General features: G+C 63.4%; 12 protein-coding genes and 1 tRNA gene. 10 read left to right on the top strand and 3 right to left on the bottom strand.

Going from position 1 to position 13,887, the window contains the following annotated elements; genetic code table 11:
• The first annotated feature begins 17 nt into the window (after positions 1–17).
• Positions 18–260, top strand: a complete 243-nt coding sequence (locus tag HYH07_RS06180; protein ID WP_220001646.1) for a hypothetical protein — start codon at positions 18–20, stop codon at positions 258–260.
• On the opposite strand, the gene HYH07_RS06185 is transcribed toward HYH07_RS06180, so the two are convergent.
• Genes HYH07_RS06185 through HYH07_RS06195 form a run of 3 tightly spaced genes read right to left on the bottom strand, consistent with a single transcriptional unit; the run spans position 257 to position 4,208 of the window.
• Entirely contained in the window at positions 257–2,206 is a 1,950-nt protein-coding gene (locus HYH07_RS06185) for a molybdopterin biosynthesis protein (RefSeq protein WP_228749268.1), read from the bottom strand. The genes HYH07_RS06180 and HYH07_RS06185 overlap by 4 nt on opposite strands.
• 13 nt (positions 2,207–2,219) lie before the next feature.
• Entirely contained in the window at positions 2,220–3,326 is a 1,107-nt protein-coding gene (locus HYH07_RS06190) for a molybdopterin-binding protein (RefSeq protein ID WP_220001648.1), read from the bottom strand.
• 54 nt (positions 3,327–3,380) lie between these two features.
• Positions 3,381–4,208: a substrate-binding domain-containing protein gene (locus HYH07_RS06195; RefSeq protein WP_220001649.1), complete on the bottom strand. Its 828-nt coding sequence runs from the start codon at positions 4,206–4,208 to the stop codon at positions 3,381–3,383.
• 268 nt (positions 4,209–4,476) lie between these two features.
• Between HYH07_RS06195 and HYH07_RS06200 the strand changes: the two genes are divergently transcribed.
• The 9 genes from HYH07_RS06200 to HYH07_RS06240 all read left to right on the top strand — a co-directional run bounded on the left by HYH07_RS06200 (position 4,477) and on the right by HYH07_RS06240 (position 13,755).
• The gene (locus tag HYH07_RS06200) at positions 4,477–5,370 is read left to right on the top strand and encodes a helix-turn-helix transcriptional regulator (RefSeq protein WP_220001650.1); all 894 of its coding nucleotides are present in this window, start codon (positions 4,477–4,479) and stop codon (positions 5,368–5,370) included.
• 98 nt (positions 5,371–5,468) lie between these two features.
• Entirely contained in the window at positions 5,469–6,683 is a 1,215-nt protein-coding gene (locus HYH07_RS06205) for an ABC transporter substrate-binding protein (RefSeq protein ID WP_220001651.1), read from the top strand.
• Between the two features lie 179 nt (positions 6,684–6,862).
• Positions 6,863–7,837, top strand: a complete 975-nt coding sequence (locus HYH07_RS06210) for a tripartite tricarboxylate transporter substrate binding protein (RefSeq protein WP_220001652.1) — start codon at positions 6,863–6,865, stop codon at positions 7,835–7,837.
• A 285-nt stretch (positions 7,838–8,122) separates the two neighbouring features.
• A tRNA-Ile gene (locus HYH07_RS06215) sits at positions 8,123–8,198 on the top strand.
• 508 nt (positions 8,199–8,706) lie between these two features.
• Positions 8,707–9,447, top strand: a complete 741-nt coding sequence (locus HYH07_RS06220) for a hypothetical protein (protein ID WP_220001653.1) — start codon at positions 8,707–8,709, stop codon at positions 9,445–9,447.
• A 354-nt stretch (positions 9,448–9,801) separates the two neighbouring features.
• Entirely contained in the window at positions 9,802–10,959 is a 1,158-nt protein-coding gene (locus tag HYH07_RS06225; protein WP_220001654.1) for a hypothetical protein, read from the top strand.
• A 117-nt stretch (positions 10,960–11,076) separates the two neighbouring features.
• Positions 11,077–12,105, top strand: coding sequence for a hypothetical protein (locus HYH07_RS06230; protein WP_220001655.1), 1,029 nt, complete (start codon positions 11,077–11,079; stop codon positions 12,103–12,105).
• 19 nt (positions 12,106–12,124) lie between these two features.
• Positions 12,125–12,454, top strand: coding sequence for a hypothetical protein (locus tag HYH07_RS06235; RefSeq protein WP_220001656.1), 330 nt, complete (start codon positions 12,125–12,127; stop codon positions 12,452–12,454).
• Positions 12,455–12,807: 353 nt separating this feature from the next.
• On the top strand, positions 12,808–13,755 hold the full coding sequence (locus HYH07_RS06240; protein ID WP_220001657.1) for an N-acetylmuramic acid 6-phosphate etherase: 948 nt from the start codon (positions 12,808–12,810) through the stop codon (positions 13,753–13,755).
• Positions 13,756–13,887 lie beyond the last annotated feature (132 nt).

The following is a 13,887-nucleotide window of genomic DNA, read 5'->3' on the forward strand; positions in this document are numbered from 1 at the left end:
CGCACTCCGGATCAGCCATGGCCGACTCTCTTCTGAATGCCATATTCGCAGTCGTCGATTTCGTGTTCGATCTCTGGAAAGCAATCGACAGCACCAGGCGGCTGAGCCAACAGGCCACGGGCAGCGACAAAATCGTCGACGTCCCGCCGGACCCAAAGCCGCTCCCGCCGGCAGCGCAGCGTGCGCTTGCGGAAGCCGAGGAACGGGAACGCGCAAGAGAGCGCGCCACTCAAGCCAACGGCATCGACCCGGTCGTCTAGGCGGGCCGGAATCCGGCTCGCTGCAGCGCCGCACGCGCCTCATCCGAGCCGAGGGCCTTGATGAAGGCCTGCACGGCCCGACGCTGCTTGCGCGAGGTCACCAAGGCAAAATCATAATGCTCTTCCGCGAACGGAATGAAACCGAGATTGGCCGCATGGGCGACCGGCGCAATGGTCATGCCCCAGTCCGCACGGTGCTGCGCGACGGCCGTAGCAACCGCGTTGTGGGAGCGCGGCTGGTTCCAATAGCCCTCCGGGCGCGCGCCGCCGAGCAGGCGGTCGATCAAGATACGCGTGCCGGCGCCCTGGTTGCGGTTGACCATGATGCAGGCGGGATCAGCGACCGCGGCAGCAACGGCCTCCTTTGCACCGAGCCCCTCGAAACGCTTGTCGCCTCTGCGAAAGACGATGCCCTGCATCCGCCGCCATCCCGGCACGAGCTCGAGCCCCTCGACGAGATAAGGCGCGTTGTAGGTCTCCGTCTTGTCGTCGAACAGATGGATCGGCGCGAGATCGCATTCACCGCGCTTGGCCGCCGCCAGGCCCCCGAGACTGCCAACGGCAATCGAGCGCACAGTGAGGCCCGCATGGGCGAGCGGCGCGGTGACGAGATCGAGGCCGGTGCAATGGCTGCCGACGATGACGAGATCAGGCACCCGCACATGCGGCGTGAACAGTGTCACCTCGGCCTTCGTCCCCGCCGGCATCTGGTCGGCGAGCGCATCGATGCGCAGAAAGCCATCGGCCTGCGCGAAGGATGTGATCGCACCTGAGCCCTTGCCGGAAGGGTAGGCGATCAGCCCGTCCTTGCCCTCGACCAGCGAGACCATGACGAACTCGGTACGGCCAAGCTCGGAGGCAATGCGTACCGGCACGGTCGCACTCACCTCGGCGTCGGAGCGCGGCGGCAATCCGGCCATCTTGCGCAGCGCCGGCACGATCATGTCGTGGAAGGTGAACATCGCCGAGGTCGGAAAGCCTGGCAGGATCACCACCGGCTTGCCGTCGCACACGGCAAGGCATAGCGGCTTGCCGGGCTTGAGCGCCACGCCGTGCGCGATGACGCCGGGCAGGCCGAGCCGGTCGATAATGCGATGGGACAGGTCGCCCGCGCCCTTCGATGTGCCGCCCGACAGCACTAGCATGTCGGAATACGCCAGCGCCTGACGCATCGCCGCTTCGAGCCTGACTTCGTCGTCGGGAATCGCACCGAGGAAGATCGCCTCGCCGCCGTTCTCGTTGATCGCGGCTGCGACGATCGCACCATTGGTATCGTAGATCGTGGCCGGAGCAAGCGGCTCGCCGGGCTGCACGAGTTCGTCGCCAGTGGAGATCACGGCAACCCGGGGCTTCCGTGCAACTCTCACCTCGGCGATGCCGCAGGCCGCCAGCATGCCGATCTCGCGCGAGCCGATGATTGTGCCGGCGCGCAGCAGCGCTTCGCTGCGCGCGATGTCGGAGCCGGCGTACGAGACGAACTGCCCCGGCGAGACTGCGCGACGGACATCGATCGCAGCGAGGCCGGACGGCTGGGTGTGCTCGACCATGACGACGGCATCGGCGCCGCGCGGCAGCGGCCCGCCAGTCGCGATTGGCGTTGCGGTTCCCGTCGTCACTTGCAGCACAGGTGCGGTGCCGCAGTGAATGGTCTCGCCGTTCAGCGCCAGCCGCACGGGCGCGCCTTCGCCGGCGACTGAAAGATCCGCCGAGCGCACGGCAAAGCCGTCGACATTGGAGCGATCGAACGGCGGCACGTCGATCGGCGCGGTGACGTCTTCAGCAAGGGCCGCACCGAGCGCATCGGCAAGCTTGCGCGCCTCATTCGGGACCGGACGCGGAAACAGCGCAGCGTCGAAGCGCGCCAGCGCCTCCTCGCGCGAAAGGATTTTGAGAAATTGCTCCTGCTCGAGCGTGCTGCGATCTGGCGGCCTTGGGATCATCGTCATGCCGGAACCCATATCATTCCCGCATCAAACAAGCATCGACCGGTTCGCCCGCAGCAAATCCCTCGCGGCTCGCGGGAATAAGCAACCATGCATCGGATCGGCCGATCGCGTGCAGCGGCCATTCGCCCATGGCAAGCGGCATCCACGTTTTATGTTCCTCCGCCAGTAGCGCGATTTCGGCAATGCCGACGCTGGAAGCAATTTTTCGCGCGAGCGGCAAGGTCACCGTGCGACGTGGTTGCCGTGCCGACAATCGATCGATCAGCGGAAGCAGCAGCGCAATCCAGACCGCAAGCGCTTGAGCCGGCGAACCGGGCAAGGCGACGACCGGAACGTTTCCGAGCCGACCAGCGGCTGCGGTCCGTCCAGGCTGGAGCGCAAGACCGTGGGCGAGCTCCGCCCCGCACTCGGCCAGCGCCGTCACCGCGGCATCCGCGCGACCGACGCCGCTGCCGCCGATCGTCAGCAGAAGATCGCAGGCGGACACATCGAGCGCCGCCGCAATCGACGGCGCATCGCGCGAAGCGGCTTCATGCGCGCTCACATCCAACCCTGCCGCGCTTGAAAGCTCGGCGATCATCTGCAGCGTCGCGCTTCCGCCCGGCACGTTGACGATGCGCAGGCGCGGCCGCCTGACGCTCAGCCTGTCCGCACCCGCAACGCGCGCGAGCAACAGAGCTGTTGCATCGACGGGACATCCCGTTGCGGCCGCGGGCGCGTTCTCGTCGATATCGCTGCCCGCACGCGCCACACCTTGTCCCGGAACGCCCTCCATCAGCACCTGGGCGAGCGGGCCCGACACCTCAACTGCGTTAACGTCGAGCACGCAATCACAGCCCGCCGGCATCGCGCCGCCGGCCTCGACCCACACCGGAAGCCCGGCCAGAGGCAGCGGCGAATAGGAGGACGCGCCGACGAGATCGCTGGCGCAAAGCGCCCAGCCGTCCGCTGCAGCGATGTCGCGCGGCGGAGAGGCCGGCAGCAATGGCATACCCGCGGAAACACAGCCGGCCGCTTCAATCAGCGGCAATTCGACCGGCACGACCGGATCGACGCCACGCAGCAGTGCGGCGAGCCCGGTCTCGAGCGGCGTCAATGAACGCGGCAGGCGCTGGATCATGTCTCATGATGGACCACGCATCGCGCGGTTTGGCAACCGCTCCTACCTCGGCCGTCAGCCGCCCGATTTGTCCGCGTTCGGAAAGAACACCTGCTGCCCGTCGACCTTGTAACCGGCGATCGCCGCTTGCCCCTCCGGAGAGATCAGCCACTCGATGAAGGTCTGGCCCAGCTCTCTCTTCACGTCCGGAAATTTTTCCGGGTTCACCAGCATCACGCCATATTGGTTGAGCAACCGCTTGTCGCCCTCGACGATGATGTCGAGATCGCCGCGTTCCCTGAACGAGATCCAGCTGGCGCGATCTGCAAGCATATAGGCATTCGCCTTGCGTGCGGCATCGAGCGCCGCGGTCATGCCCTGCCCGCTTTCGCGATACCAGGCGCCCTTGGCACTGGCGATGTCGATGCCGGCAACGATCCAGAGTGCGAGCTCCGCCGCATGAGTGCCGGAACGATCGCCGCGCGTCACGAACGGCGCACCCTTGGCTTCGATGGCTTTCAGCGCAGTGGCGATGTCCTTGCCCTTCACGCCGGCGGGATCGCTCTTCGGCCCGATCAGCACGAAATCGTTGTACATCACGTCGTAGCGCTTGCTGGCGAAACCGTCAGCGACGAATTTCTCCTCCTGCGGCCGGGCATGCATCAACACCACGTCGACCTCGCCTCTCCGGGCAACATCGAGCACCTCGTCGCTTCGGCGTGCAATCACCGTCATCTCGATGCCGGTCTTGTCGCGGAAAATCGGCAGCAGATAATCCATGAGGCCGGATTCTTGCGTCGCCGTCGTTGTCGCGAGGACGATACTGCGGTCCTGCGCGGACGCGGCCGCAACGGCCGCCGTGAGGCCGCAGGAAAGCGCGAAAGCGACGGACAGGCGGCCCATATCAGGTTCCCATTGCTATGACGCGATCATGATGATGATCGATTGCGCCGCACTCGTGACGCGATACCCATTGGGAAGGTCTTTCGGGAAATCTCGGCAAGCACGCGCACGCTTTAAGATCGTTCACTAAAGCAGTGAAAACCGGCGTGCGGACGTGTTGCAAAGCAGCGAGATGATCAGGCATGGTTCCCGCGGACAAAAACTGAAATGCAGAATTCCCCTGCGTTGAACGTCAAAAAGGAAGCAAGAATTTGCATAGGAATGCAGGATGGAATTCCTGACGACCAGCGAAGCCGCGGACTATCTCCGCCTCGGCGAACGCAAGCTCTACGAACTCGTAACCAACGGCGCGATCCCCTGCACCAAGGTCACAGGCAAATGGCTCTTCCCGCGACACGAGCTCGACCTCTGGGTGCTTTCGGGCCTGGCGCGCCCTGCCGGCATGCTGACGGCAGAGCCGCCGCCGGTGGTGGGCGGCAGCCAGGACGAGCTGCTGGACTGGAGCCTCCGCGAGTCCGGTTCAGGCCTCGGATCGATGACAGAAGGCAGCGCGCGCGGGCTCGAGCGGCTGCAACGCAACGAGGTGATGGCGGTCGCCGTGCACTTCCACAGCCTCGACGCGGAAGGCAACCTTGCCTCCGACGCCAGCCTGACGGCGCTGCGGGACGCACCTGACTTGCATGATGCGCTGCTGGTCGCCTTCGTGCGCCGCGAACAAGGGCTGGTGCTGCCGCCCGGCAATCCAAAGCAGCTGCAGGGGCTCTCCGACGTGCTCGCGCTCGGCGCGCGGGTGGCGATGCGACAGCAAGGCACCGGCGCGCAGATGCTGCTCGACGTGCTGCTGAAGCGCGCCGGCGCCTCGACGCGCGATCTGCGGCGGGTGGAGACGCCGGCCCTCACCGGGCCCGACCTCGCCGAGATGGTCCGCGCCGGACAAGCCGATTGCGGCGTCGCGACGCGCGCGGCGGCGCGCTCGGCCGGGCTCGATTTCGTGCCGCTGGTCTGGGAGAATTTTGACCTCGCGATGCGGCAGCGCAGCTATTTCCGCCCCGCCATGCAGGCCCTGATCCGGTTCCTGGACGAACGGCGGCTGTGCCAACGCGCCGAGGAGCTGACCGGTTACGATCCCTCGCCCGCAGGCCAAATCCGTTTCGCGGCCTGAGATTGACGCCCACCCCCAAATAGTTGCAAAAGAAACCAATTCAGCCGGGCCGTACCCGGCAAGTTTCGGCCAACGCGCCGGATCAGGGGAGGACAAGCGTGAATCCAATGAGATTTGGACTGCCGGTTGCGGCCGCCTTGGCGGCGGCGCTGTTGTCGGGTGCCGCGATGGCGCAGGTGTCCGACGACGTCGTCAAGATCGGCGTGCTGACCGACATGAATGGCCCCGCCTCCGCGCCGACCGGCCAGGGCTCGGTGACGGCGGCGCAGATGGCGATCGACGATTTCGGCGGCACTGTGCTCGGCAAGCCGATCCGCATCGTGATCGGCGACCACCAGCTCAAGGCGGATATTGGCGCTGCGATCGCGCGGCGCTGGTACGATGTCGACCAGGTCGACCTGATCGTCGACGTGCCGGTCTCGGCCGTCGGCCTTGCGGTGCAGAACATCGCCAACGAGAAGAAGCGGCTGTTCATCACCCACTCCACCGGCACCGCGGACTTCCACGGCAAGTTCTGCTCGCCCTATGCGATGCAGTGGGTGTTCGACACCCGTGCGCTCGCGGTCGGCACTGCGGATGCGGTGGTCAAGCGCGGCGGCGACAGCTGGTTCTTCATCACCGACGACTACGCCTTCGGTCACTCGCTGGAGCGCGACGCCTCCAGCGTCATCACCGCCAATGGCGGCAAGGTGCTGGGCTCGGTGAAGCCGCCGCTGGCGACGCCCGACCTCTCCTCCTTTGTGCTGCAGGCGCAGGCCTCCAAGGCCAAGATCATCGGCATTGCGGCAGGTCCCCCCAACAACATGAACGAGATCAAGACCGGCTCGGAGTTCGGCGTCTTCAAGGGCGGCCAGCAGATGGCGGCGCTGCTGGCGCTGATCACCGACATCCACGGCCTCGGCCTGCAGGCCGCGCAGGGCCTGCTGCTGACGACCTCGTTCTACTGGGACATGGACGACAAGACCCGCGAATGGTCGAAGCGCTATTTCGCCAAGATGAACAAGATGCCGTCGATGTGGCAGGCGGGCGTCTATTCCAGCGTGATCCACTATCTCAACGCCATCAAGGAAACCGGCACCGACGATCCGCTCAAGGTCGCGGCGAAAATGCGCGAGACGCCGGTCGAGGATTTCTTCGCCCGCCACGGCAAGCTTCGCGATGACAATCTGATGGTGCACGACCTCTGGCTGGTACAGGTGAAGACGCCGGAGGAGAGCAAATATCCGTGGGACTATTACAAGATCCTCACGACGATACCCGGCGACAAGGCCTTCGGCCCGCCGGACCCGGCGTGCGCGATGCTGAAGAAGTGATGATCGCTTGGAGCTATCGTCACTTCACCACGCCGATCTCGCGACACTGAGAAGGATACGACTTAGTAATTTCATCATCGGCCCGGCTGCGCCTGCGTCAACATCGACTTGAGGCGATGTAGGCAGCGGGCGGTTTTTGTGAAAGCATGCCCCCAAACAATAAGGCAATGGGAGGCGACATGTTGCGAATCTTGCGGTGCGCTGTTTTCGGGCTGGTCTTGCTGTCAGGTCTCCTCAACGCCGCCCCTCCCGCCTCCGCCGCCTACCCGGACCGCCCCGTGCACTGGCTGATCGGCTTTGCCGCCGGCGGCCCGGTCGACATCGTCGCGCGCATCATGGCGCAGTTTTTGTCGGACCATCTCGGCCAGCAGTTCATCGTCGAGAACCGCACCGGCTCCGGCGGCAACATCGCAGCCGCGGCGGCGATCAACTCGCCGCCCGACGGCTACACGCTGCTGTTCGTCGCGCCCAACAATGCGATCTCGACCTCGCTCTACAAGAAGCTGCCGTTCGACTTCCTGCGCGACACCACGCCGGTCGCCAGCATCATGCAGCTCACCAACATGCTGGTCGTCTCCAACGCGATGCCGGTGAAGACGGTCCAGGAGTTCATCGACTATTGCAAGGCCAATCCCGGCAAGATCTCGTTTGCCTCGTCAGGCAACGGCACCTCGGTGCACATGTCGGCGGAGCTGTTCAAGGCGATGACCAAGTGCGACATGGTGCACGTGCCCTATCGCGGCTCGGCGATCGCCTTCCCCGACATCATCTCCAACAAGGTGCAGCTGATCTTCGACAACCTGCCCTCCGCGCTCGAGCAGTCGCGCGGCGGCAATGTCCGCGCGCTCGGCGTCACCTCGCCGCAGCGCTGGCCCGCGCTGCCCGACGTGCCCGCCATCGCCGAGACCGTGCCGGGCTTCGAATCGGTCGGCTTCTACGGCATCTCCGCGCCGAAGGGTACGCCAGCAGAGATCGTCGAGCTCCTCAACAAGGCGGTCAACGAGGCGCTGAAGGACCCGAAGGTGGTGGCGCGGCTGACCGAGAACGGCGGCATCCCGCGGCCGATGACGCCGGCCGAGTTCGGCAAGCTGGTCGCAGACGAGACCGAGAAGTGGCGCAAGGTGGTGGAATTCGCCGGGGTCTCGGTGGACTGAGCGGGTCACGTCAAAAACACCAAAACAACCCCATGCACAGTAGAAAGTGGGCCGATTTCAACGGGTTACCACAGCAAAAATCAAGACCACGGGAAAAACCCTTGTTCCGTCGGGCAAAACAGGCGTATAAGGGCATGATCGCAAAATTCGGTAATTTGGAAATTGCCCTCGATGCCGCGCTGACGTTCCGCCTCGCGTGCCCTGGCATTGCACCCCCGCCTCCATCCCTGTAAACGAACCGCGCACCGTTGCCGGCCGCGCGTTCCCGCGGGCCGTCCCGCGGCGGGGCCTGTAGCTCAATGGTTAGAGCCGGCCGCTCATAACGGTCTGGTTGCAGGTTCGAGTCCTGCCGGGCCCACCAGCCTTCGCTCGCTTCGCGAGCTTCGGCTCGGCAAGCCGGTGCCACACATCAAAAGCGAAGCGAGGGAAGGCTGCCACGCCGAAGCCCTGAGGGCGAAGGCGGGCTGAGCAGCCACGCAGGAGCCGAACGGCGAAGCGTGGTGTCCGGCGTAGCTGGAGCGCAGCGAAAGCGAAGACGGACGGCGGCGACGAGCCTCGGCTCGGCAAGCCGGTGCCACACATCAAAAGCGAAGCGAGCAAAGGCTGCCGCGCCGAAGCCCGGAGGGCGAAGGCGGGCTGAGCAGCCACGCAGGAGCCGAAGGGCGAAGCGTGGTGTCTGGTGTAGCTGGAGCGCAGCGGAAGCGAAGACGGACTGCCGCGGCGAGCTTTGGCTGGGCGAGCCGGTGCCACACATCAAACTCGCCTTAGACTTTTTGACGGTGGGCCCCGATACCTACAAGCACAAACTCATCTTGCCCTCGCGCACAGGCTGCGTTTGTTTAGTCTCTTTCCTCGGGGGGAATTTCAGTATGCGCATTCTGGTGATAGCAGTCGCTTGCATCACGCTGACCGGCTGCATGACGACCGGCGAGACGGTTTCCTTCAAGGCGTCCAATCCACAGCAGCAGGCGCTCATGCGAGACGGGCAACCCGCGCTTGTCTCTCGCCAGAAGAATTCACTCGTTTTGGTTCGACCCGCCTCGCGGCAGCTCCAGGCGAATGGTCGGCCCGTATTTGTGATCGGCATCAACAATCTAGGCCGTCAGCCGATCGATTTCCGGGTTGCTCAGGTCGAGGCCACACAACACGTTGCTGGTTCCGACTTCGAGATGAAGATCGTCACCTATGAAATGTTGGTTCAGGAGGAGAAGAATCGCCAAGTAGCCGCGGCTTTGCTGACCGGTGTCGCGGCGGGTGCGAACGCGTACAGCGCTTCTCGCGCCGGGTACGGCACATATACGACGCCGAACGGCCGCACGGGGACCTTCTATAGCCCAACAGCAGCAGCCATCGCACAGGGTAATGCCGCAGCGCAGAACGATGCCATGATTGCAGCGACCGTGGAGACCGGCCAGCGCAATATGGTTGCGCTCGAGCAATCGGTGATCAAGGACAACACGTTGATGCCCGGCGAATGGTATGGGGGGCAACTGCATGTCGCGCCGCCAACAGACCAAGGTGATGGCGGACCCAAGACTTACACGATCATCTTAAGTGTCGGGTCGGACCGCCATGTGATCGACATTTCGCAGGCTCGCCCAGGAGCGTAAGCCGCGTGAACACCAGACCCCTCACACTACTATTGGTTATTGATCGCTCTCTCCGGTGAAAATACCTGCGTTTCCCGCCTCGACTGCGGTGACAGTGCATCCACCTGCGCCAACGGGCTTCGCGCGCTCGGCGTTGGCGTGTCCGGTGCCTGCGCCCGCCAGAAGATGCTCGAGGAAGAGGTTGGCATCCTCTCGCGCGCTCTGCGAGATTCACGAACGGGCGCTGCATGCTACCCAACAATCACAAGGGCGAGGCATCCGGGCGCTCCGGCGCTTGACCGCCTCGCGTGGTTGTGGTGTGAATAGAGCACACGCAATCGGGCGGGGGCTCTGGATATGCGTACGAGTATGGCCGTGTGCATCCTGCTCCTGGTTGGGCGGGAAGCCGTTGCGCACGATGCGGTGAACGGCGCAAAGGGCCTCAATCCGCCCAAAACGACAGCGCTCGACAAACTCAACGCGCTCAATCTGCCGCCCGCCGGCCAGATGGCGCTCTTTTCCATTGTCCGGCGCGATAGTGTGTGGGCTGACCGAAGTATTTCTGTTTGTTTCGGGCCGAAGGATGCGGTGACCGCCCGCCAAGCACTGATCGAAAAGATCATCCCGGTTGCGAATGAATGGACCATCGGGACCAAGGTCACGTTCGATTGGGGCGCGAAGCCCTATCGGGTCTGCGAAAACAAGGACAGTGCGGCGGTTCGCGTCGACATCGCCGCTGCTGCTGATGACAACAGCGCCTACTTCACCTCGCTAGTCGGTAACCAGTCGAAGACATCTTCGCTCGATGGTTATCAGCCCTACTCGATGACGCTGCTGTTCCCCGAGCAGAGCAAATATTTCGATCAGACGCAGATCTTTCGCTTCTACGTCCTGCATGAGTTTGGGCATGCGTTGGGCTTCGAGCACGAGCACCAGCGCGTCGATTGTGATTTTGACTGGCAGTATGTCGCCGATCATTTCAACTTCGCCAGCGTCGCCGATGCCAAAGCCAGCATGGGCAAGATCTTTAGTTCCACTATTCAGGCCTATCCTAACAATGAGGCGGTGATCGACGGCGAATTCATCACGACCAAGTACGACAATTACTCCGTGATGAAGTATAATCTCAGCACCAAATCCAGCCCAAGCGGCGACGACCCCGGCATTTACGCCGACGGAGAGAAGTCGCGATGCTATCGGGCGGGCTGGGTGTCCAATCTTACCAAATTTGATCGCGCCGGTATGGCAAAAGCTTACGGCGAGCCGCTGGTCGCGGTCTCGGCTATTGCGCAAAATCTGCAGGATACGCCGGGCGGGCTTGATACGCAGCTGAAGCAGCGGCTCTCCAGCGCAGCGCTCGGTCGCCAGGACGTGCTGGCCGCGGCCAACATCAAACGAAAGTTTGGTCCGATACCGACATCGATGGTGACGGATGAGGAGCGTCACGTCAAAAGCGACATCGATACGCTGAAGAAATATCCCGGCGCCATTTCGGCGCTCAAAGCCGCGCTTGGGGAGCAGGCGCAGCAATGAACTGGAGTATGTATTGTGAGAGTCATTTCGCTGGTTGCGTTGTCAATTGCGTCCCTCGGGTTGGCCGATTGCAGTAGCATTTACGAGACTTCCGTCGATCCCGGCTCGACGGTCCCCGTGAATGTCGTGTTCAAAGCGCTACGCTGCGAGATCATCACCTTTCTCGAAGCCAACCGGATGCGCCGCGCCCAGTTTGCCCGCGCTCTCAAGGACTATGGATACGAGACCGCGATCGAGCACTATTCGTTCATTGACTTAGATGAAACGAAATTTGGCGCGTTACAGGTGGATTTGAAAACCATCGATACGGTCGGTCTCACTTTGGGCGTCGATTGGAAGGCGTCTTCGGTTCCTTCTGGCAATTCCGAGACATGGCATCTCGGTCCCTCTTACACCGGCTTCAAGACTTATACGCGCACGACGACGTTTGCCCTCCCCCAGGATGCGAAGCTCGGGCCTTCAAAGCGAAACAAACGACCCGCGGCCAACCTGGCCGGAGGCGTGGGCGACGAAGATGCCGGCTTCTTTTGCTATCTGGAGCCTCAAACGCCTACGCCTTTGATACGTACACTGGCCGACGTCGAATTGCTCGTGGCGCATCAGGTTCCCGAAGTCGAAAAGTTTGACCGCATCTATGTCGATGGTAAAGCCACGCTGGCTCAGTGGCTCGAGATAACCATCAGCCGCGAGATGGCCAAGAGCTGGCTCGCCAAAGGCGATTATATGGAGGCCGTCTATGCGGGCCAACTGCAATACTCCTTCGCGCTCGATATCAAGCCGGGCATCGACCTCAAATACACTCTGGTCGCCAGCACGATCTCTCCGCTTGTCCCCGATCTGTCGGCTTCGCGCGAGAACTCCGGCACTTTTACGCTCGATCTGAACACGCTGCATGTCGTGGCGGCGGCCGGTGCCAGGAATGGCAGCGCGATTATAGCGTCCGATATCGGTCCACCGCCGGCGCCGGTCGCCTTCCAGGTTTGGGGACCCCCGACGACGCCCCCGCCGGGCTCTCACGCGCCGGTACCAAGGCAGCCGGCACCGGGCGCCGGCGGAGCCGCAGCTCCGTCGCCACGGCGGGGGCCGGGCGTGCGCTTGGAATACCCATTGCCGCTGCCCTCTCTGGTATCGCCGGCGAATCCATAATGTATAAAGGAGTGCTCAGTTGAGACAAAACGGTATCAGATCGATAGCCGCAGGTGTGGTCGCGGCACTGTTCCTGGCTGGGGCCATCAGCCCCGCACCCGGCGCTTCCGCTGCGATTGATCATTCAACGAGCGTGCGAGGAGACGAAAAGTGTTCGCCCTGTGTGCTGATCCTCTTTCTTTACGACCTAAACAAGCAGTGGCACGTCATCCGGGCCGCAACATACAGCACCCTTGAGGCGTGCAAAACCGAAGGCGGCCGTGTGAACAAGGACATGGAGCGCGAAATCGACAAGAAGACCCAACCGACAACAAGCTTCTATTGCCTTCGCGAAGACCCCACCAAGTGATCGCAACATTCATCCCGGGGAGCGACGATCGTTTCCCACCATAAGGTTCGGTGATCGAAATTACGGAAATTACGGTGACAGTGCTGGACTGCACCCCTGAAGTGCACTCCACGATCGACCGCTATCGAGAGATCCGGCTTGGCCGATCGGCGCTGATCCGAGAAACGCGGTCACGCACCAGTAAGGCACCTCCCGCCCCATCTCCAGCACACAGCAGTTTCAGGGACCCGGAGCCAAATCCTCGCGTTAAGGTCCCATGGGAACATAAGGTACCAGGCATCTCGGCATCGATGGCCGCGGAACCCGCTGCCGCTCTGACCTGCCTGGACCTGCCCAGGAGAGAGAAACTGACCATGAACAGGCTCCGAAGTTCCGCGTTTGAGGCTGGGATCAGCAATATGGCAACCGAAGACGTCGATCCCAGATTTGCCGACCTTGATGCCTGGCCGCTGGCGTCGGCGATGGAAGCGATGTGGGAGGGCCAGCTTGCGGCGATTGCCGCAATCGGTCATGCCCTGCCCTCGATCACCGCGGCGACCGAAGCGGCCAAGACCGCGCTGGGCGATCAGGGTCGCCTTGTCTATGTCGGCGCCGGCACCTCGGGGCGCGTGGCGGTCCAGGACGGCGCCGAGCTGACGCCGACCTTCGCCTGGCCCAAAGAGCGCGTCCGCTTCATCGTCGCCGGCGGAGACAGTGCCTTCGTCACCAGCATCGAGGGCGCGGAGGATGACATCGACGATGCGGTCGCGCAGATCAACGCCGCGCGGCTCACGCCGCACGATGTGGTGATCGCGGTCGCCGCCAGCGGCACGACGCCGTTCACCGTAGCGGCGCTGCAGCAGGCAGGCTCCTGCGGTGCAGTGACGATCGGTGTCGCCAACAATCCCGGCACTGTGCTGCTGGCATCGGCCAAGTTTCCGATCCTGATCGAGACCGGCCGCGAGCTGATCGCCGGCTCGACGCGGATGAAGGCGGGCACGGCGCAGAAGGTCGTGCTCAACCTGATCTCCTCGGGGATCATGCTGCGTCTTGGCCGGGTGTATCGCGGCATGATGGTGAACATGCAGCCGACCAATGCCAAGCTGAAGCGGCGCGCCGAAGCCATGGTGGCGCAAATCGCCGAGCGCGATCCATCGCACGCGGCACGCGCGCTGGAGCAGGCCGAAGGTAACGTCAAGATGGCGGTGCTTCTGGCGCTGGGCGTCGACAGGGCCGAAGCGGAGACCATTCTGAAGGACGGCGACGGCAATCTCCGGCGGGTGTTTGCAGAGCTCGCCAGGGATCGGGATCAAGCGCGATAAGATCAGGATGAATCGTCGATTTAGAGCGGGTTCAGCTTGAATCGAGTTTGACCAACCGCAGCGCTGTCTCCGTTCCCTCCCCCCTTGTGGGGGAGGGTCAGGGAGGGGGTGGCACTCGGGGACTCTTTCCAT

Origin of the sequence: Bradyrhizobium sp. BR 10261 (assembly GCF_019455395.1) — a bacterium.
GTDB lineage: Bacteria > Pseudomonadota > Alphaproteobacteria > Rhizobiales > Xanthobacteraceae > Bradyrhizobium > Bradyrhizobium manausense.